Below are 19,576 nucleotides of genomic sequence, written 5' to 3'. Positions count from 1 at the left end.
CATCACTCCTCAAAACAGGAAATAGCGTTGCGCCATCGGCAGAACGTCAGCCGGTTCGCTGGTTATCAGTTCACCGTCGACTAGCACCTCGTAGGTTTGCGAGTCGACGGTAATATTCGGCTGCAGGCCGTTGTGGATCATGTCCGCCTTTTTCACCGTCCGGCAGCCTTTCACCACCGCGGTGGCGCTCTGCAGGTTGAGCTGCTGAGGGATGCCGTTCGCACTGGCGGCCTGCGAGATAAACGTCAGTCGGGTGGCGTGGCGCGCGGCGCCCAGCGATCCAAACATCGGGCGGTAATGCACCGGCTGCGGCGTAGGGATCGAGGCGTTGATATCGCCCATTGGCGCACAGGCGATCATCCCGCCCTTGACGATGGTGGCGGGTTTGACGCCGAAGAACGCCGGAGACCAGACCACCAGATCCGCCAGCTTGCCCGGCTCAATCGAACCGACTTCATGGGCGATGCCGTGCGTGAGCGCCGGGTTAATGGTGTATTTGGCGACATAGCGCTTCACGCGGAAGTTGTCGTTATCGCCGGTCTCTTCCGGCAGGGCGCCGCGCTGGACCTTCATGCGGTGCGCCACCTGCCAGGTGCGGATAATCACTTCCCCGACGCGGCCCATGGCCTGTGAATCTGACGAGGTGAGCGAGAACGCGCCGATGTCGTGCAGCACGTCTTCCGCGGCGATGGTCTCCCGGCGAATGCGGGATTCGGCAAACGCCACGTCCTCGGCGATATCCGGATCGAGGTGATGGCAAACCATCAGCATGTCGAGATGCTCGTCGATGGTGTTCACCGTGTAGGGCAAGGTCGGGTTGGTAGAGGAGGGCAGAATATTCGGGTGCGCGCAGGCGGTGATGATATCCGGCGCGTGGCCGCCGCCCGCCCCTTCGGTGTGGAAGGTGTGGATAGTGCGCCCGGCGATGGCCGCCAGCGTATCTTCCACAAACCCGGACTCGTTCAGCGTGTCGCTGTGCAGCGCCACCTGAATATCCATCTCGTCAGCCACCTCCAGCGAGCAGTTAATTGCCGCGGGCGTTGCGCCCCAGTCTTCGTGGATCTTCAGCCCGATGGCGCCCGCGGCGATTTGTTCGCGCAGGGCGTCCGGGTTGGAGCCGTTACCTTTGCCGAGCAGGCCAATATTCACCGACAGCGTATCGACAGCCTGCAGCATGCGGGCGATATACCACGGCCCCGGCGTGCAGGTGGTGGCGTTGGTGCCCGCCGCCGGTCCGGTGCCGCCGCCGATCATGGTGGTGACGCCGGAGACCAGCGCCTCTTCCGCCTGCTGCGGGCAGATCCAGTGGATGTGGGTGTCGATCCCGCCGGCGGTGACGATCTTCCCCTCGGCGGCAATCACCTCCGTTGCCGCGCCAATGGGGATCGTCACGCCGGGCTGAATGTCCGGGTTCCCGGCTTTGCCGACGGCGAAGATCCGCCCGTTCTTGACGCCGATATCGGCTTTTACGATCCCCCAGTGATCGACGATCAGCGCGTTGGTAAGAACCAGATCCACGCAGCCGTCAGCGGTCATCTGCCCCTGGCCCATGCCGTCGCGGATCACCTTTCCGCCGCCGAACTTGACCTCTTCGCCGTAGACCGTGAGATCGTCTTCCACTTCGATCCACAGCTCGCTGTCGGCCAGCCGCACTTTATCTCCGGTGGTGGGGCCGAACATATCGGCATACGCCCGGCGCGAAATCTCAGCCATGTTTCACCTCGCCCATCACCTCGCCACGAAAGCCGAAAATGCGCTGCGCCCCCGTGACCTGAACCAGCGTCACTTCCCGCTTCTGACCGGGCTCAAAGCGCACGGCGGTGCCCGCCGGGATGTTCAGCCGGTAGCCTTTGGTGGCTTCCCGATCGAACTTCAGCGCCGGGTTGACCTCGTAAAAGTGGTAGTGCGATCCGACCTGGATCGGCCTGTCGCCGTGGTTTTCGACAACCACGCGTTGGGTTTCACGCCCGGCGTTGAGGGCAATGTTTCCGGGCAGGATCTGGTATTCACCTGGGATCATCACGCGCTCCTTAGACGATCGGGTTGTGGACGGTGACGAGCTTCGATCCGTCCGGGAAGGTGGCTTCGACCTGAATATCGGGGATCATCTCCGGGACGCCCTCCATTACCTGGTCGCGCCTCAGGACGTGGCGGCCCGCTTCCATCAGCGAGGCGACGGTTTCGCCATCGCGCGCGCCTTCCATAATGAAGGCGCTGATCAGCGCGACCGATTCCGGGTAATTGAGCTTTACCCCGCGCGCAAGGCGGCGTTCGGCAACCAGCGCGGCGGTGAACAGCAACAGCTTGTCTTTTTCTCTGGGGGTCAGTTCCATAACGTTTCTCTTATGTCTGCCAGATACGCGGCGAACAGGCGGTTTTGGTGGTGAGAAGCGGGCGAAGCGACTGCCAGATGTCGCGCATCACCCGCTGGCAAATCAGGTTGTCGTCGGAGAGAAAACGCACCGAAAGCAGATCGTCTGTGAGCGTTGCACCTGCATAATTTTCCAGGGGCGCGAGCCGTTCGCGCACCGCGTCGAGATGTTCTTCTTTGGCCGGATAGAACAGCAGCGTGCCGAGCCACGGATGCCCGGCGACGGGCGTGAGATCGCCGTCGCTAAGATGCTGACGCTCGATCAGGCGCGGTTCGTTTTCAACCCAGATTTCAAGGCGGCTTTCCAGCGTGCCGTGGCTGAAGGTCTCACCGATCACCGGGCGTCCCAGACAGTACAGCTCCCACGCCAGCAGCGTGCTGGAGGCCTTCAGGTGGAAGACGGAACGCAGCGCGGCATTCGCGCCGGGGAAGATAATGGTGTCCTGCGGCAGCCACTCCAGAGTGGAATTTTCGTCGAGGTAAAAATGCTGGTTAAGACGCGCCTGCGGGCCGCTGCTGCGATAGAACTTGCTCGCCCCGGGCATGGTGATGAGCGCGTGGCTTTTGGCGTCCAGCCGAACGGAAATGTCCAGCGTATCGCCGCCCACAATCCCGCCGGGCGGGTGCAGCAGGTAAAGGTGGCAGGTTTCCCCTTCGGGGTAAAACGGACGTTGAACGGTGAGCGGCCCGACGTGGTGGGCGGAGTGCAGGAGGGTTTTCTCAGGGGTGTGACAAAACTGCAGGGCAAGCGACGCCTGCCAGCCTTTATACGTATTATCAGTGACCTGAGCTGCTAACATGCTGCATCCATTTCCACACCATCGGGATACGTTTCAGTATGCCCTGGCGGAAATGAAGGCTGTCATATGAGTCGCTTATGGATGGCCAGGCAGGAGAAATAAAAAAGCACGGCCGGGGCCGTGCTCTGTATTAAGAATGACGATCCTACTTCAGGTGTTCATGCAACGCTGCACCTGCCTGCTCAAGGGCAACTTTAACCGTTGGCTCCTGGCTCAGCGGGTTAAGCAGGCCGTAGTCGTGGATCATGCCGTTATAGCGCGTGACGGTCACCGGGACGCCAGCCGCATCCAGTTTACGCCCGAATGCTTCACCTTCATCCCGCAGAACGTCCAGCTCAGCCGTCTGGATCAGCGTCTCGGGGAAGCCTTTCAGCTGCGCGGTGCTGGCGCGAAGCGGAGAGGCAAGGATATTGTTGCGATCGGCAGCGCTGGTGGTGTAGTTATCCCAGAACCATTTCATCATGTTTTTCGACAGGAAATAGCCATTTTCGAACTGGTTATACGAGGCAGTATCAAAGTTCGCATCGGTAACCGGCCAGAGCATGACGTTGTAGCGAATCTTTGGCCCATTGAACTGTTTGGCCTGCAGCGCCACCGAAGCCACCATGTTGCCGCCGACGCTGTTACCCACCAGACCCAGACGGCTACCGTCCACGCCAATTTCCTGACCGTGCCCGGCGACCCATTTTGTCGCTTCATAGGCCTGATTAATGGCCACCGGGAAATGGGCCTCAGGTGACGGGGTGTAATCGACGTAAACCGCAGCGGCACCCGAAGCGCGAACGAGGTCGCGGATTAAACGTTCATGGGTAGAGAAGTCACCCAGCACCCAACCGCCGCCGTGAAAGAACATAAAGGCGGGGAGCGTGCCGCTGGCGTTTTCAGGTTTCACTATTTTCAGTTTTATCGCCTGGCCATTTACCTGGATCGTTTTTTCAGAAACCTTAGCGGGCGGCAGTTTTGCGCCTTGCTGCGCGCCAATCAGTACCTGGCGGGCCTCCTGCGGGGTCATCTGTTCCATTGGCTTACCCTTGCCGGAATTCAAAACATTAAGAAATGCCTGTACGCCTGCGGTCGGGGTTGGGGTATTGGTGGTTTGAGCGGATGCCGCGGCTGACGCGAAGACGGAAGAAACCAGGATGGCGGTGAGTGTTTTCATGGTAGTGCCTCTTTAAGCGTATTTGATCGGATGAGATAATTAAGTAGTGTGCTACTTAGTTGTTGGTGTAATACTTGCGCGCAAGATACTTTTAGTCAAACATTATTTATAATTTTTTTAGGCAACCGATTTGGAGTTGATAGAAAAATGAAAGAAAACAAAACGCTAGACGATTTACTTTGCTTCTCGCTGTACTCGGTCACCAACGCGTTTGTTCGCCAGTATCGCCCCTTACTGCAAGAGATGGATCTGACCTATCCGCAATTCGTTGTGTTGATGGCGCTTTATGAGAAAGACAACATCCCACTTCGCGATCTCAGCGATAAGACCTTTTTTGATTCGGGCACATTGACCCCGCTTGTACAAAAGCTTGAGGCAAAAGGATTCCTCAACCGTATCGCGGTTGTGGGTGATGAAAGGATGAAAAATGTCGTACTGACCGATAAGGCGAAAGAACTGAAAAAACGGGTGATGGAATTGCCGGACCAGATCCGCTGCAGCATGCGGATGAATGACGATGAGCTTGAGACGCTAAAAAAACTCTCCCGAACGCTGCTCGACGATTTGTAAGAACCCTTCGGTGGGGTGAACCCACCGAAGTGATGTGTCGTTACCGGTAGTCCTCCGCATCCACATCATACCCGGACGGCTCCCAGCGGATCGCCAGCAGTGACGCCAGGCCGATAAACGGCGCCAGCGCAATCACCCAGAACACGGCGGTGTCGAGAGACGCGACCAGCAGCGGGAAGAGGAACAGCGACAGCGTCGAGCTGCTGCGCATCAGCGTCTGGTTGAGACCCACGCCCACGCCGCGCAGCGAGGTCGGGTAGCTCAGAGAGGCGAACGTCATGGTATGCGCGCCCGGGCCGAAGCCCTGACCGAACAGGAAAAGCGCCAGCATGGCTACGGCAAGCACGCCTTCAGAGGCACCTTCCGGTCGGCCAATCAGCGCCAGGCCCAGCAGCGCGACAAGCTGGCAGGCATAACCCGCCAGCGACATTCGCCAGGCGCCGAAGCGCGGTACGTAGCGTACCGCCAGCAGTCCGCCGACGAAGGCAAACAGCAGGTTAAGCACCAGAGAAATCAGGATGGTGGTGAGCATTGACTGGACAAAGAAGCTGGAGATGATCACCGGCAGGCCAAACGCCACGGCGTTATAGGCAAACGACGAGACGACGGACAGCAGCGTGGCGAGCGTCGTGCGGCGCAAGTAGATGCCGCGGAACAGGTTCAGATAATTTGACCATTTCGCTTTATTCACGACAGGTGCAGGCTGGCCGAGCGCGTCCTGAGGCACGTGGGCATTGATGTTATACGACTGGCGTAAAATTGACGCCGCCTCTTTCAGGTTGCCCTGATTCGCCGCCCAGACCGGAGATTCGCTCATATAGCGGCTGCGGATGGCGATAATCACCAGCGCGGGCACCGCGCCAAAGCCGAGAATCAAACGCCACAGCCAGTCGCTGTGGCTTTCCGGCAACACGGCGTAGAAGAAAAGCACCAGCAGGTAAGAGACGCTGATGGCGGCATACCAGGTGGGGCACCACATCGCGACGCTGGAGGCCTTATTTCCGGGCCCTTTCAGCCTGGCAAACTCGCTTAAAAACGCCATCGCCACGGGAAGGTCGATCCCGACCCCCAGCCCCATCACAAAGCGGGCACCCGCGAGCACATATTCGTTCGGGGCCAGCGCACAGGCGATCGCTGCCACCACGAAGAACACCATATCAGCCATAAAAACGCGGTAGCGCCCGATTTTATCCGTGAGGTAACCGCCGAGCAGCGCCCCGACAATGGCACCAAAGGTAATCGCCGAGGCCACCATACCGGTACCGGCGGGCGTCAGGTTAAATTCGCGGGTGATGTCTTTAATGCCGAACGCCAGCGCGCCCAGATCGTAGGCATCGAGGAAAATCCCGCCCAGCGCGATACCGACCACGATACGGGCGTTTGCCCGGCCCTGAGAGCCGTCATTAACGAGGCGTGACACATCCGATGCGCTGCGCACCCACTGGATGTCGCCATCAGGAGGAGTACCTGCCGTTGAAAGGGAAGTGGTGTCTGTGATTTCAGCCATTTTCTTCTTATGTGGTTGTGTTGTGTCCCTAACAGTTACCACAGGCAGAAGGTGACCAAAATCACATTTGGCTATAAGGCATAACTAACTCTTCGGAGCGTCTTTTTTCTTTCTCTTGAGCTTAGTCCAGATTTTGGTCTCCTGACGACGCCACAGGCGCTGGATATTGTCGTGATGACGCAGCAGGATAAGACAGGAGAGCATTGACACCGGGAAGGTGAACTGGGGTTTAAACCACCAGACGTAGAACGGCGCGATCAGCGCGCTGACGATGGCGCCCAGCGACGAGTAGCCGCTCAGAAGAATGGTCAGAAGCCAGGTTCCGGCCATGACGCCGGTTAAGTCCCAGCCGATGGGCGCAATGGCGCCAAAGGCGGTAGCCACACCTTTGCCACCTTTAAAACCAAAGAATACGGGCCAGATGTGGCCGACACAGGCGGCAATAGCAATGAGCCCCAGCCAGAACGGCGTGACGCCCAGCGCATACGCGCCCCAGACGGGCAGCATCCCTTTCAGAACATCAAAAATCAAAACCGCTACGGCTGCTCCCTTGCCGCCAATTCGTAGTACGTTGGTCGCCCCCGGATTCCCGGAACCATTTTCACGCGGGTCAGGTAACCCGGCAATGCGGCAGACCAGAATGGCGCTGGAGATTGAGCCGCAAAGATAGGCGAGGAGGATCATTCCAGGCGCGATTGCACTCATAACGCTGTTCCGTTTTGAAAATGTATCTGTATTCTCAGCATCTGTGGATAATACGCATAATTCGCCGGAAGTGGTATCCGGTTTAGCCAAAAAGCAGGCAGGTCGTGATGGATATTGTATTTATAGAGCAACTTTCGGTAATCACCACAATTGGTGTTTACGACTGGGAACAGACCATCGAACAGAAGCTGGTGTTCGATATCGAAATGGGATGGGATAACCGCAAATCGGCAAAAAGCGATGACGTGAACGATTGTCTGAGCTATGCCGATATCAGTGAAACGGTCATCGCCCACGTTGAAGGGCAGCGTTTTGCGCTGGTCGAACGGGTGGCGGAAGAAGTCGCAGAATTGCTGTTGAAAAAATTCAACTCACCTTGGGTGCGCATCAAGCTGAGCAAGCCGGGCGCGGTGGCGCGAGCCGCCAACGTTGGCGTCATTATCGAGCGTGGCACAAATCTGAAAGGAAAGATTTAACGTCATAATAGCTAAACCATTTTAGGTTATACCGGTCTCAAGAATGTATCTTTATCGGTTGTCCGTATGGGACGCCGTTTTTTTATATCTTTTTAGGGGTTTATAGATGAGCGATATGCACTCGCTGCTGGTGGCGGCAATACTGGGTGTGGTCGAAGGATTGACGGAGTTTTTACCGGTTTCCAGTACCGGCCATATGATTATCGTTGGCCATCTGCTGGGCTTCGAAGGCGATACCGCCAAAACGTTTGAAGTGGTTATCCAACTGGGGTCTATTCTGGCGGTGGTGGTGATGTTCTGGCGCCGTCTGTTTGGTCTGATTGGCATCCATTTTGGCCGTCCGCCTCAGCACGAAGGGATGAGTAAAGGCCGCCTGTCGCTGATCCATATTCTGCTCGGGATGATCCCTGCGGTGGTGCTGGGTCTGGTGTTCCACGACGCCATCAAATCGCTGTTTAACCCGATTAACGTGATGTACGCGCTGGTGGTAGGTGGCTTCCTGCTGATCGCAGCGGAAGTGCTGAAGCCAAAAACGCCGCGCGCGGAAGGGCTGGACGATATGACGTATCGTCAGGCGTTTATCATTGGCTGCTTCCAGTGTCTGGCGCTGTGGCCGGGCTTCTCGCGTTCAGGCGCAACCATCTCCGGCGGGATGCTGATGGGCGTAAGCCGTTACGCCGCGTCAGAGTTCTCGTTCCTGCTGGCGGTGCCGATGATGATGGGCGCCACCGCGCTTGACCTCTATAAAAGCATTGGTTTCCTTACCACGGGCGACATTCCGATGTTCGCCGTCGGCTTCATCACCGCGTTTATCGTGGCGCTGATTGCCATCAAAACCTTCCTGCAGCTGATTAAGCGTATCTCGTTTATTCCGTTCGCGATCTATCGCTTTATCGTGGCGGCTGCGGTGTACGTGGTCTTCTTCTGACCGATAGCCCTCAGTCTTTTGGCTGAGGGCAGTGTTTTTCCTTCCAGTCCGACACCGCCTGAATTCGCCGTTTCGTGAGCTCTTCGCGAATTTCCGGCCCTTTGAATCCCGCTTCGACAACGTCCTTCGTAGGCACCGCTTTCGCTACATCCCAGGCTTTACGCAGTAAACGTCCCTGCGGGTAATCGCACGCTTCAAACCCGGTACGACCTCGCACGTCAGCTTCGCTGGTGAGCGCGATTTGCTCTACGCGCTGGGGTTTGCGCCAGGCGTCGATGTTATCGAAAAGCTTAACGATGGTGGCCGGTTTCAGGATAGGGAAGGTGTGGATCAGATCGTGGAACTCGGCCACCAGTTTCGCCAGATCGCGGATCTCGTTCGGCACGCGCAGACGCTGGCACAGACCCTCGACCAGCTTCACCCCTGCCGGACCGTGCCCGTGGTGGCGAGGCCAGAATTCTTTTGGCGTTAAGCCTTTGCCGAGATCGTGGCACAGGGTGGAAAAGCGCACGTCCACGTCAGGGCTGAGCATGGCGGCCATGCTGAGCGTCATCAGCGTGTGTACGCCGGTATCAATTTCCGGGTGCCATTTTGCCGGGGCAGGCACGCCAAACAGCGCGTCTATTTCCGGGAACAGCACCTTCAGCGCGCCGCAGTCGCGCAGGACCTGGAAAAAGACCTGCGGGTTGCGCGTGGTGAGGGCATTTTCCGTCTCTTTCCAGACGCGCTCTGGCGTCAGGTGTTCAAGCTCGCCCGCCTCGGTCATGGCGGTCATCAGCGCCATGGTCTCATCGGCAATACGGAAACTGAGATGGGCGTAACGCGCGGCAAAGCGCGCCACGCGGAGCACGCGGAGCGGATCTTCAGAAAACGCCGGGGAAACGTGACGTAAAAGACGGTTGCGCAGATCGTCCTGACCGCCATAGGCGTCAACAATCTGGCCGTTCTCGTCCTGCGCCAGCGCGTTGATGGTGAGATCGCGGCGCAGAAGATCTTGCTCCAGCGTGACGTCCGGCGCGGCATAGCAGGTGAAGCCCGTATAGCCCGAGCCCGATTTCCTCTCGGTACGCGCCAGGGCATACTCTTCACGGCTTTTCGGGTGCAGGAATACGGGAAAATCGCGGCCTACCTGCTGGTAGCCCGCGTCGAGCATCTCTTCCGGGGTGGCGCCAACCACTACCCAGTCTTTATCTTTGACCGGCAGACCTAACAACGCATCACGTACCGCACCACCGACCAGATAACTCTTCACGCCCAACTCTCCCGTTTTCTCTTTTCCAGAATGATACGTAAGTCTGGCAGAGAAGACGAATTAGTTCATCCAGCGATCTTTACGCTTGCGGCTTGGGATCAGATGTGGCAACACCAGACCCAGCACCAGACCTACGCCCAGCACGCCGCCGCCATACATAAACCACTGCATGATGATGGTGCGCTGTTTATCGTCGAGCTGCAGATTGGCGGCATTCACTTTCTTTTGCGCGACAATCAGCTCGTTTTTCAGTTTCTGGTTCTCTTCTTTCAGACCGTTAATCACACCGTCGCTTTGCGCTACTTTCTGCTGCATTTCAGCGGTGCGCTGGTTCCAGGTGCCGTCGATGTTGTTCAGCTTGTCGGTCAGGGTCTTCACCTGGTTTTCCAGATCCGGCACGCGCGTGCGCAGGCTTGGCACGGTGCTCAGCTCTTTCAGCGGGATCCAGGACGTACGGCCGGTACTGTCGCGAACCTGACCGTAGTTGGTGTCCGCGTTGGTCTGTAACAGGGTGACTTCCTCGCCGGCATTCACCGTGCCCACGAGGCGATAATTATCTCCGGGGCCACTGCGTACCCAGGTGTTCAGTTCGTCAGAAACGTAACGCTTCTCTTCAGCGTGCACTGCGGTTGCGGCGCTAAAAGCGAGTAAAGTAAGTCCAATCAGGCGTAATTTAAGCATCATTAGTCGTTATTTTCATAAATAGTGGAACGATAGTAGTGGCAACAGTGTCTCTACGCAAAGCATTCGTCAGCAATCAGAATCATCTGTGTCACGACTCTACACATTTACGCCCGACAAATTGCTCATTGCATGGCAATTTGGCGCAAAATACTATGTACTGACAAACAAATGGCGAGGAAGTTCGCCCTCATTGACGCGTCTGTGACGCCCGCAAAAGTACAAGGCTATGGCACAAGAAATTGAATTAAAGTTTATCGTCGAAAAAGACAGCGTTGACGCACTCCGCCAGCATCTGCATACGCTTTCCGGCGAACACCATGCACCGGTACAACTGCTTAATATCTATTACGAAACGCCAGACAACTGGCTGCGCCGCCACGATATGGGGCTGCGCATCCGCGGCGCGAGCGGGCGCTACGAGATGACGATGAAAATTGCCGGCCGCGTGGTCGGCGGTTTACATCAGCGCCCGGAATACAATATCGACATCAGCAAGCCAGAACTTGAGCTCGAACGTTTCCCGGCGGAAGTCTGGCCGGAAGGCGAGCTGCCCTCCACGCTGGCGGAACAGGTACAGCCGCTGTTCAGCACCGATTTCTGGCGCGAAAAATGGCTGGTGACGGAAGGTAAAAGCCGCATCGAAATCGCCCTCGATCTCGGTGAGGTGAAGGCGGGGGAGTTCCAGGAACCCATTTGTGAACTGGAGCTTGAACTGCTGGAAGGGGAGGCAAATGACGTGCTGAAGCTGGCGCGCAGGCTGGTGAGCCAGTCCGGACTGCGTCAGGGAAGCCTGAGTAAAGCCGCGCGGGGTTACCATCTGGCGGCCGGAAATGCGCCGCGCGTCCTGAAAGAGACGACCATTTTGCACGTTGCGCCGAAAGCCAGCGTTGAACAGGGGCTGGAAGCCGCGCTGGAGCTGGCGCTTTCGCAGTGGCAGTACCACGAAGAGCTGTGGGTGCGAAATGTGAAAAACGCCAAATCCCACGTGCTGGCGGCGATTGCCCTGGTGCGCCATTCCCTGGCGCTGTTCGGCGGTATCGTTCCTCGCAAAGCGAGCGCTCACTTACGTGATCTGCTGACGCAAACCGAAACGCTGATGCTCTCGGACGTCTCGGCGCAAACGGCGATTTACAGCCCGCAGGCCGCTTCGGCAAAACTGGCGCTGACCGAGTTTCTGGTCACGCGCGGCTGGCGCGCCTTCCTGGATGCGAAAGCCGAGGCCAAAATCGCGGAAAACTTTAAGCGTTTCGCGGATATTCATCTTTCCCGTCATGCCGCCGAGCTGAAGAGCACCTTTGCGTATCCGCTCGGCGATAAGTATGGCGATCAGCTCCCCCGTCTTTCGCGCAACATCGACAGCATGCTGCTCCTTTCCGGTGCCTACGACGGGCCACAGGCGCAGGCATGGCTGGAAAACTGGCAGGGGCTGAAGCATGCCATCGAAACCCGCCAGCATATTGAGATTGAGCATTTCCGTAACGAGGCCATTTCGCAGGAGCCGTTCTGGCTGCACAGCGGAAAACGTTAACTCTGGCAAGGAACCCCTATAATGCCGCTTTCTTCACCGTTACAGCAGCAGTGGCAGACCGTTTGCGAACGTCTGCCTGAGTCATTACCGGCGTCATCGTTAAGCGAGCAGGCAAAGAGCGTGCTCGCCTTCAGTGATTTTGTGCAGGAAAGTATCACCGCCAACCCGGACTGGCTGGCAGAGCTTGAGAACGCGCCGCCGCAGGCGGACGAGTGGCGGCATTACGCCGGCTGGCTGCAAACCGCGCTCGAAGACGTTGCGGATGAAGCCACGCTGATGCGCGTCCTGCGCCAGTTCCGCCGTCGGATGATGGTGCGCATTGCCTGGGCTCAGGCGCTGGAGCTGGTGAGCGAAGAGAGCACGCTGCAGCAGTTAAGCGAGCTGGCGCAAACGCTGATTGTCGCCGCGCGCGACTGGCTCTACGCCGCCTGCTGTAAAGAGTGGGGCACGCCGTGCAGCGAGGAAGGGGTTCCTCAGCCGCTGTTGATTCTGGGGATGGGCAAGCTGGGCGGCTGCGAGCTGAACTTCTCCTCCGACATCGACCTGATTTTTGCCTGGCCCGAGAACGGCTCCACGCGCGGCGGCCGTCGCGAGCTGGACAACGCCCAGTTCTTTACCCGTCTCGGCCAGCGTCTGATCAAGGCGCTGGACCAGCCGACGCAGGACGGTTTTGTTTACCGCGTGGACATGCGCCTGCGTCCGTTTGGCGACAGCGGACCGCTGGTGCTGAGCTTTGCCGCGCTGGAAGATTACTACCAGGAGCAGGGGCGCGACTGGGAGCGCTATGCAATGGTTAAAGCGCGGATTATGGGCGACAGCGACGACGCTTACGCCAACGAGCTGCGCGCCATGCTGCGCCCGTTCGTATTCCGTCGCTATATCGACTTCAGCGTCATCCAGTCCCTGCGCAATATGAAAGGGATGATTGCCCGTGAGGTTCGCCGTCGTGGGCTGAAGGACAACATCAAGCTCGGCGCGGGCGGCATTCGAGAAATCGAATTTATCGTTCAGGTTTTCCAACTGATTCGCGGCGGGCGTGAGCCGTCGTTACAGTCCCGCTCGCTGCTGCCGACCCTTAGCGCCATCGAGCAGCTTCACCTGCTGCCGGACGGCGACGCGCAAACCCTGCGCGAGGCCTATCTGTTCCTGCGTCGTCTGGAAAACCTGCTGCAAAGCATCAACGACGAACAGACCCAGACCCTGCCGGGCGATGACCTTAACCGGGCGCGCCTGGCCTGGGGCATGCGCGTGGACGATTGGTCAACGCTGACCGAACGGCTGGATGCCCACATGGCGGGCGTACGCCGCATCTTTAACGAGCTGATCGGTGATGACGAAAGCGAATCGCAGGACGATGCGCTTTCCGAGCACTGGCGCGAGCTGTGGCAGGACGCGCTCCAGGAAGATGACACCACGCCGGTGCTGACGCACTTAACAGACGACGCGCGCCATCGCGTGGTGGCGCTGATCGCTGATTTCCGTCTTGAGCTGAACAAACGCGCCATCGGCCCGCGCGGCCGTCAGGTGCTGGATCACCTGATGCCGCACCTCCTGAGCGAGGTTTGCTCGCGGGCGGATGCGCCGGTACCGCTGTCGCGCATGATGCCGCTGCTGAGCGGGATTATCACGCGTACCACCTATCTGGAGCTCCTGAGCGAGTTTCCGGGGGCGCTGAAGCACCTGATTACGCTCTGCGCCGCCTCGCCGATGGTGGCCAACAAGCTGGCGCGTTACCCGCTGCTGCTGGATGAGCTGCTCGATCCGAACACGCTGTATCAGCCCACGGCGACGGATGCCTACCGGGACGAGCTGCGTCAGTATCTGCTGCGCGTGCCGGAAGAGGACGAAGAGCAGCAGCTGGAGGCGCTGCGCCAGTTTAAGCAGGCTCAGATGCTGCGCGTGGCGGCGGCGGACATCGCCGGAACGTTGCCGGTGATGAAAGTGAGCGATCACTTAACCTGGCTGGCAGAGGCGATCATCGACGCGGTGGTCCATCAGGCGTGGGTGCAGATGGTGTCCCGCTACGGCCAGCCGAAGCACCTTGCCGATCGTGAGGGACGAGGGTTTGCCGTGGTGGGTTACGGCAAGCTTGGCGGCTGGGAGCTGGGCTATAGCTCCGATCTGGATTTAATCTTCCTGCACGACTGCCCGGTTGACGTGATGACCAACGGCGAGCGCGAGATTGACGGGCGTCAGTTCTATCTGCGCCTGGCGCAGCGCATTATGCACCTGTTCAGCACCCGCACCTCGTCGGGCATTTTGTATGAAGTCGATGCCCGTCTGCGTCCGTCCGGCGCGGCGGGCATGCTGGTGACCTCAACGGAATCCTTCGCCGATTACCAGAAGAATGAAGCCTGGACGTGGGAGCATCAGGCGCTGGTGCGCGCTCGCGTGGTGTATGGCGATCCGCAGCTCAAAACGCAGTTTGACATCATCCGTAAGGACGTTATGACGACGGTGCGAGAGGGCGCCACATTACAAACAGAAGTGCGGGAAATGCGCGAGAAAATGCGCGCGCATCTCGGCAATAAACACCGCGATCGCTTTGATATTAAAGCCGACGAGGGCGGGATTACCGATATTGAGTTCATTACCCAGTATCTGGTGCTGCTGCACGCCCACGACAAGCCGAAGCTGACTCGCTGGTCCGATAACGTGCGCATTCTGGAGCTGCTGGCGCAAAATGACATCATGGACGAGCAGGAGGCGCAGGCCTTAACCCTCGCTTACACGACGCTGCGCGATGAGCTTCATCATCTGGCGCTGCAGGAGGAACCGGGGCACGTGGCGCTGGACTGTTTCGCGAATGAACGTGCTCAGGTAACGGCCAGCTGGCAGAAGTGGCTGGTGGAACCGTGCGTAACAAATCAAGTGTGATATTATCGCGCGCAAATTGTGAATCTTTCTGGAGTCAGGAATGAAAGTAACACTGCCAGAGTTTGAACGTGCTGGGGTTATGGTTGTTGGGGATGTGATGCTGGATCGCTACTGGTATGGACCGACCAGCCGCATCTCTCCGGAAGCACCGGTACCGGTGGTCAAGGTCGACACCATTGAAGAGCGTCCCGGCGGCGCGGCAAACGTGGCGATGAACATTGCCTCCCTGGGCGCGCAGTCGCGTCTGGTGGGCTTGACCGGCATCGACGATGCGGCGCGCGCGCTGAGCAAGTCGCTGGCGGACGTGAACGTGAAGTGCGACTTCGTTTCTGTTCCGACCCACCCAACGATTACGAAACTGCGCGTGCTGTCGCGCAACCAGCAGCTGATCCGCCTCGACTTTGAAGAAGGTTTCGAAGGCGTTGATCCCGAGCCGCTGCACGAGCGTATCAACCAGGCGCTGGGCAATATCGGCGCGCTGGTGCTGTCCGACTACGCAAAAGGCGCGCTGGCGAGCGTGAAGACGATGATTCAGCTGGCGCGTAAAGCTAACGTGCCGGTGCTGATCGACCCGAAAGGGACCGATTTTGAGCGCTATCGCGGCGCGACGCTGCTGACGCCGAACCTCTCCGAGTTTGAAGCGGTGGCGGGCAAGTGCAAAACCGAGGAAGAGCTGGTTGAGCGCGGCATGAAGATCATTGCCGACTTTGAACTGTCCGCGCTGCTGGTGACCCGCTCCGAGCAGGGGATGACGCTGCTGCAGCCGGGCAAAGCGCCGCTGCATATGCCAACCCAGGCGCAGGAAGTGTACGACGTGACCGGTGCCGGTGATACGGTGATTGGCGTGCTGGCGGCGACGCTGGCAGCAGGAAACTCGCTGGAAGAGGCGTGCTACTTCGCTAACGCCGCGGCGGGCGTGGTCGTCGGTAAACTCGGTACCTCAACCGTTTCGCCAATCGAGCTGGAAAACGCGGTGCGCGGTCGTGCGGATACCGGTTTTGGCGTCATGACCGAAGACGAGCTGAAGGTGGCCGTCGCCGCCGCGCGCAAGCGCGGTGAAAAAGTGGTGATGACCAATGGCGTGTTCGACATTCTTCACGCGGGCCACGTTTCGTATCTGGCGAACGCGCGCAAGCTGGGCGATCGCCTGATTGTGGCGGTTAACAGCGATGCATCGACGAAACGCCTGAAGGGCGAAACGCGTCCGGTGAACCCGCTCGAGCAGCGCATGATTGTGCTCGGCGCGCTGGAAGCCGTGGACTGGGTGGTGTCGTTTGAAGAAGATACCCCGCAGCGCCTGATTGCCGGCATTCTGCCGGACCTGCTGGTAAAAGGCGGGGATTACAAGCCGGAGCAAATCGCGGGTAGCGAAGAGGTCTGGGCCAACGGCGGTGAAGTGATGGTGCTCAACTTTGAAGACGGGTGCTCAACCACCAACATCATCAAGAAGATCCAGAAGGACAGTCAGTAAAAAAACGGGCCAGTAGGCCCGTTTTTTTCACCCTCTCCCACAGGAAGAGGGTTGGGGTGAAGGCATCAGGCCCCACTTATTCCTGATCGTCCACCGGTGGAATGGCCGGTGCCGGCTTTACTTCTTCCGGCGCATTGCGGTTTTCCAGCTCGCTCAGACGCTGTTCCAGCAGCGCCAGCTTCTCGCGGGTGCGCAGCAGAACCTGGGTCTGCACGTCAAACTCTTCGCGGCTGACTAAATCAAGGCGAACCAACTGCGCCTGCAGCGTCTGGCGGATTTTCTTTTCTACGTCATCACCAAATTCACGAATGCCTTTTGGCATAGATTCATGAACCTGACGCGCGATCTGCTCAATTTTTTTCGGGTCAATCATTGGCGTTTCCCTTGATGGAAAAGTGTTAGTGTCCATTGTAGCGCGTCATGCCCGGGGTAAACAAAATTGTTTGATGCTTATGCATTGCCCAGGATAATCAATAGCGTTATAGTTATCTCGCTTATTCTCAGGGCGGGGCGAAATTCCCCACCGGCGGTAAATCAGCGTGACGCTGAAAGCCCGCGAGCGCTTTGGGTGAAAACTCAAAGGTCAGCAGATCCGGTGTAATTCCGGGGCCGACGGTTAGAGTCCGGATGGGAGAGAGTAACGATCAAGTCGGGCATGGGCCCGCTCACGTTATCTTTTTGCCGCTTATACGGCGCTCCTAAGACTGCCCTGATTCTGGTAACCATAATGTTAATGAGGTTTTTTTACCATGAATCAGACGCTACTTTCCTCTTTTGGCACTTCAACTCAACGTGTTGAACATGCACTGGATGCACTGCGCGAAGGCCGCGGTGTGATGGTGCTTGACGATGAAAACCGTGAAAACGAAGGCGACATGATTTTCGCCGCCGAAAACATGACCGTTGAACAGATGGCGCTGACCATCCGTCACGGCAGCGGCATCGTATGCCTGTGTATTAATGAAGATCGTCGTAAGCAGCTCGATCTGCCGATGATGGTCGAAAACAACACCAGCGCCTTTGGTACCGGTTTTACCGTGACCATTGAAGCGGCGCATGGCGTGACCACCGGTGTGTCTGCGGCTGACCGTCTGACCACCGTACGTGCAGCGATTGCCGATGGTGCGAAGCCATCCGATCTGCACCGTCCTGGCCACGTCTTCCCACTGCGTGCGCAGGCGGGCGGCGTGTTGACCCGCGGTGGTCACACCGAAGCGACGATCGACCTGGTGACGCTGGCTGGCTTCAAACCTGCTGGTGTGCTGTGCGAACTGACCAACGATGACGGCACCATGGCGCGCGCGCCGGAGTGCATCACCTTTGCCCGTCTGCACAACATGCCGGTGGTCACGATTGAAGATCTGGTTGAGTATCGCCAGGCGCACGAGCGCAAAGCCAGCTGATAATAAAAACGCCGGGAAGTCCCGGCGTTTTTTTACCCGATTCCTGCGCTCTGCAGCAGAACCAGACTTAACCCCATAACCGACATTCCACACAGCACGCCATAGCTGGGGTTGTTGTTTGGATCGATCTCCTTCGCCAGCGGCATCAGTTCGTCCACCGAAAGCGCAACCATGATCCCGGCTACCGCGGCCATGATCGCCGCCATCACTACCGGAGAGACCAGGCTACCAAGAATCAGCCAGGCCAGCACGCCGCCAAGGATTTCGGCCATCCCGGAAATACCCGCCCAGAACACCGCAGTGCGTTTCGATCCCGTTGCGGCATACACGGGTCCGGCGACGGCCAGTCCTTCAGGAATATTGTGTAAGGCGACCGCCAGCGCGATGCCAAAGCCCATCTCAAGATTGCTGCTGGCCGTCACGTAGGTAGCGACCCCTTCCGGGAAGTTGTGCAGACTGATGCCAAGCGTTAACAGCACGGCGGTACGCTTGATATTGCGCGGCATAGGCGTCACGTTTTTCTGCATTAAATCCTGCGGATGCGCGTGTGGTAGCATCCGATCGAGGGCAAAGTATCCCAGCAGGCCAAAGACAAACATGCCGTAGCCCAGCAGCGGAGACATGCCTTCGGTGCCCAACGCGGCAGGCAGCATCTCCATCAGGGAGATGAGCAGCATGATCCCGGCAGCAAAGCCCAGTGAAAAGGCCAGCACGCGGTTAGAGGGCTTTTGGCCGAGCACGCCGAGGAGCGCACCGATGAAGGTCGCGGCACCCGCCAGTATGGTCAGGATCAAGGGGACTGACATGCATTGCTCCTTTTGATAATCATTCTCATTAATATAAATGATCCATTTCTGGCAAAGCGAGGGTGAAAACCCGGCTTTACACATTCCTTACATTCAAATTTCCTGATGATGATCTTCACGCTTATCTGCGTTCATCTTTGCTGGATTGCGCGTAATGTAGCACCATTAAATTGACACCTTCTGTAAGGATATCACCATGACTTCTTCCCGTATGCCAGCCCTGTTTTTAGGCCACGGTAGCCCTATGAACGTTCTGGAAGACAACGTCTATACCCGCGCCTGGCGTCACCTGGGCGAGACGCTGCCGCGGCCGAAAGCGATCGTGGTGGTGTCTGCGCACTGGTTTACCCGTGGGACGGGCGTGACCGCCATGGAAGCGCCAAAAACCATTCATGATTTTGGCGGCTTCCCGCAGGCGCTGTACGACACGCATTATCCGGCCCCCGGCTCGCCTGAGCTGGCGGAAAAGCTGGTGGAGCTGCTGGCGCCTGTCCCTGTGACGCTGGATAAAGAGGCCTGGGGCTTTGACCATGGCTCCTGGGGCGTGCTGATCAAAATGTATCCTGATGCGGATATCCCGATGGTGCAGCTGAGCATCGACAGCACCAAACCAGCGGCCTGGCATCTGGAGATGGGGCGTAAGCTCGCAACCCTGCGTGATGAAGGCATCATGCTGGTGGCAAGCGGCAACGTGGTGCACAACCTGCGTACCGCACGCTGGCACGGTGAGAACACGCCGTACCCGTGGGCAACCTCTTTTAACGACTACGTCAAAGCGAATCTGGCCTGGCAAGGTCCGGCTGAGAAGCATCCGCTGGTGAACTATCTGGATCACGAAGGCGGTTCGCTCTCTAACCCGACGGCGGAACACTTCCTGCCGCTGCTTTATGTATTAGGCGCATGGGACGGTCAGGAGCCAATTACCATTCCGGTCGACGGTATTGAGATGGGAAGTCTGAGTATGCTGTCGGTGCAGGTGGGATAATAAAAGCAAAACGGCAACCTCAGGTTGCCGTTTTTAGTGTTTGCACCCTCTCCC

Annotated in this window: 19 protein-coding genes and 1 riboswitch; of the genes, 8 read left to right on the top strand and 11 right to left on the bottom strand. The window is 58.2% G+C overall.

The window, feature by feature from the left end; all coding sequences use genetic code 11:
* Positions 1-9: 9 nt before the first annotated feature.
* The 5 genes from ureC to NUX24_RS16775 all read right to left on the bottom strand — a co-directional run bounded on the left by ureC (position 10) and on the right by NUX24_RS16775 (position 4,330).
* A complete protein-coding gene (gene ureC, locus NUX24_RS16795; RefSeq protein WP_257832952.1) occupies positions 10-1,713 on the bottom strand; it encodes an urease subunit alpha in 1,704 nt (567 codons plus the stop codon).
* The gene (locus NUX24_RS16790) at positions 1,706-2,020 is read right to left on the bottom strand and encodes an urease subunit beta (protein ID WP_257832950.1); all 315 of its coding nucleotides are present in this window, start codon (positions 2,018-2,020) and stop codon (positions 1,706-1,708) included. Before NUX24_RS16790 ends, ureC begins: the two co-directional genes overlap by 8 nt.
* A gap of 10 nt (positions 2,021-2,030) precedes the next feature.
* Positions 2,031-2,333 carry an urease subunit gamma gene (locus NUX24_RS16785; RefSeq protein WP_006811999.1) on the bottom strand — a complete coding sequence of 101 codons (303 nt, stop codon included), beginning with the start codon at positions 2,331-2,333 and terminating at the stop codon, positions 2,031-2,033.
* Positions 2,334-2,343: 10 nt separating this feature from the next.
* Positions 2,344-3,171: an urease accessory protein UreD gene (locus NUX24_RS16780; protein WP_257832948.1), complete on the bottom strand. Its 828-nt coding sequence runs from the start codon at positions 3,169-3,171 to the stop codon at positions 2,344-2,346.
* A gap of 145 nt (positions 3,172-3,316) precedes the next feature.
* On the bottom strand, positions 3,317-4,330 hold the full coding sequence (locus tag NUX24_RS16775) for an alpha/beta hydrolase (RefSeq protein WP_257832946.1): 1,014 nt from the start codon (positions 4,328-4,330) through the stop codon (positions 3,317-3,319).
* 147 nt (positions 4,331-4,477) lie between these two features.
* Between NUX24_RS16775 and NUX24_RS16770 the strand changes: the two genes are divergently transcribed.
* Positions 4,478-4,900 (top strand): MarR family winged helix-turn-helix transcriptional regulator, encoded by a 423-nt coding sequence (locus NUX24_RS16770; protein ID WP_126329317.1) that lies wholly within the window; start codon positions 4,478-4,480, stop codon positions 4,898-4,900.
* A 40-nt stretch (positions 4,901-4,940) separates the two neighbouring features.
* On the opposite strand, the gene NUX24_RS16765 is transcribed toward NUX24_RS16770, so the two are convergent.
* Both NUX24_RS16765 and plsY read right to left on the bottom strand, forming a co-directional pair.
* Positions 4,941-6,407, bottom strand: coding sequence for an MFS transporter (locus NUX24_RS16765; protein ID WP_126329319.1), 1,467 nt, complete (start codon positions 6,405-6,407; stop codon positions 4,941-4,943).
* An 84-nt stretch (positions 6,408-6,491) separates the two neighbouring features.
* Entirely contained in the window at positions 6,492-7,112 is a 621-nt protein-coding gene (plsY, locus tag NUX24_RS16760; protein ID WP_023333448.1) for a glycerol-3-phosphate 1-O-acyltransferase PlsY, read from the bottom strand.
* 107 nt (positions 7,113-7,219) lie between these two features.
* Between plsY and folB the strand changes: the two genes are divergently transcribed.
* Together folB and bacA are read left to right on the top strand one after the other, a co-directional pair.
* Entirely contained in the window at positions 7,220-7,588 is a 369-nt protein-coding gene (gene folB / locus NUX24_RS16755; RefSeq protein WP_023309215.1) for a bifunctional dihydroneopterin aldolase/7,8-dihydroneopterin epimerase, read from the top strand.
* A 106-nt stretch (positions 7,589-7,694) separates the two neighbouring features.
* Positions 7,695-8,516, top strand: coding sequence for an undecaprenyl-diphosphate phosphatase (gene bacA / locus NUX24_RS16750; protein ID WP_008502957.1), 822 nt, complete (start codon positions 7,695-7,697; stop codon positions 8,514-8,516).
* Positions 8,517-8,526: 10 nt separating this feature from the next.
* Here bacA and NUX24_RS16745 read toward each other — a convergent pair whose 3' ends face one another.
* On the bottom strand, positions 8,527-9,768 hold the full coding sequence (locus NUX24_RS16745; protein ID WP_047650086.1) for a multifunctional CCA addition/repair protein: 1,242 nt from the start codon (positions 9,766-9,768) through the stop codon (positions 8,527-8,529).
* Positions 9,769-9,828: 60 nt separating this feature from the next.
* Positions 9,829-10,449 carry a TIGR04211 family SH3 domain-containing protein gene (locus NUX24_RS16740; protein ID WP_024906484.1) on the bottom strand — a complete coding sequence of 207 codons (621 nt, stop codon included), beginning with the start codon at positions 10,447-10,449 and terminating at the stop codon, positions 9,829-9,831.
* 229 nt (positions 10,450-10,678) lie between these two features.
* Between NUX24_RS16740 and NUX24_RS16735 the strand changes: the two genes are divergently transcribed.
* Genes NUX24_RS16735 through hldE form a run of 3 tightly spaced genes read left to right on the top strand, consistent with a single transcriptional unit; the run spans position 10,679 to position 16,328 of the window.
* Positions 10,679-11,980 carry an inorganic triphosphatase gene (locus tag NUX24_RS16735; protein WP_257832940.1) on the top strand — a complete coding sequence of 434 codons (1,302 nt, stop codon included), beginning with the start codon at positions 10,679-10,681 and terminating at the stop codon, positions 11,978-11,980.
* Positions 11,981-12,001: 21 nt separating this feature from the next.
* Positions 12,002-14,857, top strand: coding sequence for a bifunctional [glutamate--ammonia ligase]-adenylyl-L-tyrosine phosphorylase/[glutamate--ammonia-ligase] adenylyltransferase (glnE, locus tag NUX24_RS16730; RefSeq protein ID WP_257832939.1), 2,856 nt, complete (start codon positions 12,002-12,004; stop codon positions 14,855-14,857).
* 40 nt (positions 14,858-14,897) lie between these two features.
* A complete protein-coding gene (gene hldE, locus NUX24_RS16725; protein ID WP_029740691.1) occupies positions 14,898-16,328 on the top strand; it encodes a bifunctional D-glycero-beta-D-manno-heptose-7-phosphate kinase/D-glycero-beta-D-manno-heptose 1-phosphate adenylyltransferase HldE in 1,431 nt (476 codons plus the stop codon).
* Between the two features lie 76 nt (positions 16,329-16,404).
* On the opposite strand, the gene ubiK is transcribed toward hldE, so the two are convergent.
* Positions 16,405-16,701, bottom strand: coding sequence for a ubiquinone biosynthesis accessory factor UbiK (gene ubiK / locus NUX24_RS16720; protein WP_028014454.1), 297 nt, complete (start codon positions 16,699-16,701; stop codon positions 16,405-16,407).
* 119 nt (positions 16,702-16,820) lie between these two features.
* A riboswitch (FMN riboswitch) is annotated at positions 16,821-16,971 on the top strand.
* Between the two features lie 106 nt (positions 16,972-17,077).
* Here ubiK and ribB point away from each other — a divergent pair.
* Positions 17,078-17,731 (top strand): 3,4-dihydroxy-2-butanone-4-phosphate synthase, encoded by a 654-nt coding sequence (gene ribB, locus NUX24_RS16715; protein ID WP_023309208.1) that lies wholly within the window; start codon positions 17,078-17,080, stop codon positions 17,729-17,731.
* Between the two features lie 32 nt (positions 17,732-17,763).
* Here the strand turns inward: ribB and zupT are convergent, their stop codons facing one another.
* A complete protein-coding gene (zupT, locus tag NUX24_RS16710) occupies positions 17,764-18,537 on the bottom strand; it encodes a zinc transporter ZupT (RefSeq protein WP_257832932.1) in 774 nt (257 codons plus the stop codon).
* Positions 18,538-18,733: 196 nt separating this feature from the next.
* On the opposite strand from zupT, the gene ygiD reads away from it, so the two are divergent.
* Positions 18,734-19,522, top strand: coding sequence for a 4,5-DOPA dioxygenase extradiol (gene ygiD / locus NUX24_RS16705; protein ID WP_257832930.1), 789 nt, complete (start codon positions 18,734-18,736; stop codon positions 19,520-19,522).
* The last annotated feature ends 54 nt before the right edge of the window (positions 19,523-19,576 follow it).

It is taken from the genome of Enterobacter sp. HG048 (assembly GCF_024702055.1).
Classification (GTDB): domain Bacteria; phylum Pseudomonadota; class Gammaproteobacteria; order Enterobacterales; family Enterobacteriaceae; genus Enterobacter; species Enterobacter dykesii.
Note: the sequence above shows the minus strand (reverse complement) of the source record. Positions and strands in the feature narration are given on the sequence as shown.

Coding starts and splice junctions, on each gene's coding strand:
- ureC (WP_257832952.1), bottom strand. CDS start 1,713: ATGGCTGAGATTTCGCGCCGGGCGTATGCCGATATGTTCGGCCCCACC.
- NUX24_RS16790 (WP_257832950.1), bottom strand. CDS start 2,020: ATGATCCCAGGTGAATACCAGATCCTGCCCGGAAACATTGCCCTCAAC.
- NUX24_RS16785 (WP_006811999.1), bottom strand. CDS start 2,333: ATGGAACTGACCCCCAGAGAAAAAGACAAGCTGTTGCTGTTCACCGCC.
- NUX24_RS16780 (WP_257832948.1), bottom strand. CDS start 3,171: ATGTTAGCAGCTCAGGTCACTGATAATACGTATAAAGGCTGGCAGGCG.
- NUX24_RS16775 (WP_257832946.1), bottom strand. CDS start 4,330: ATGAAAACACTCACCGCCATCCTGGTTTCTTCCGTCTTCGCGTCAGCC.
- NUX24_RS16770 (WP_126329317.1), top strand. CDS start 4,478: ATGAAAGAAAACAAAACGCTAGACGATTTACTTTGCTTCTCGCTGTAC.
- NUX24_RS16765 (WP_126329319.1), bottom strand. CDS start 6,407: ATGGCTGAAATCACAGACACCACTTCCCTTTCAACGGCAGGTACTCCT.
- plsY (WP_023333448.1), bottom strand. CDS start 7,112: ATGAGTGCAATCGCGCCTGGAATGATCCTCCTCGCCTATCTTTGCGGC.
- folB (WP_023309215.1), top strand. CDS start 7,220: ATGGATATTGTATTTATAGAGCAACTTTCGGTAATCACCACAATTGGT.
- bacA (WP_008502957.1), top strand. CDS start 7,695: ATGAGCGATATGCACTCGCTGCTGGTGGCGGCAATACTGGGTGTGGTC.
- NUX24_RS16740 (WP_024906484.1), bottom strand. CDS start 10,449: ATGCTTAAATTACGCCTGATTGGACTTACTTTACTCGCTTTTAGCGCC.
- NUX24_RS16735 (WP_257832940.1), top strand. CDS start 10,679: ATGGCACAAGAAATTGAATTAAAGTTTATCGTCGAAAAAGACAGCGTT.
- glnE (WP_257832939.1), top strand. CDS start 12,002: ATGCCGCTTTCTTCACCGTTACAGCAGCAGTGGCAGACCGTTTGCGAA.
- hldE (WP_029740691.1), top strand. CDS start 14,898: ATGAAAGTAACACTGCCAGAGTTTGAACGTGCTGGGGTTATGGTTGTT.
- ubiK (WP_028014454.1), bottom strand. CDS start 16,701: ATGATTGACCCGAAAAAAATTGAGCAGATCGCGCGTCAGGTTCATGAA.
- ribB (WP_023309208.1), top strand. CDS start 17,078: ATGAATCAGACGCTACTTTCCTCTTTTGGCACTTCAACTCAACGTGTT.
- zupT (WP_257832932.1), bottom strand. CDS start 18,537: ATGTCAGTCCCCTTGATCCTGACCATACTGGCGGGTGCCGCGACCTTC.
- ygiD (WP_257832930.1), top strand. CDS start 18,734: ATGACTTCTTCCCGTATGCCAGCCCTGTTTTTAGGCCACGGTAGCCCT.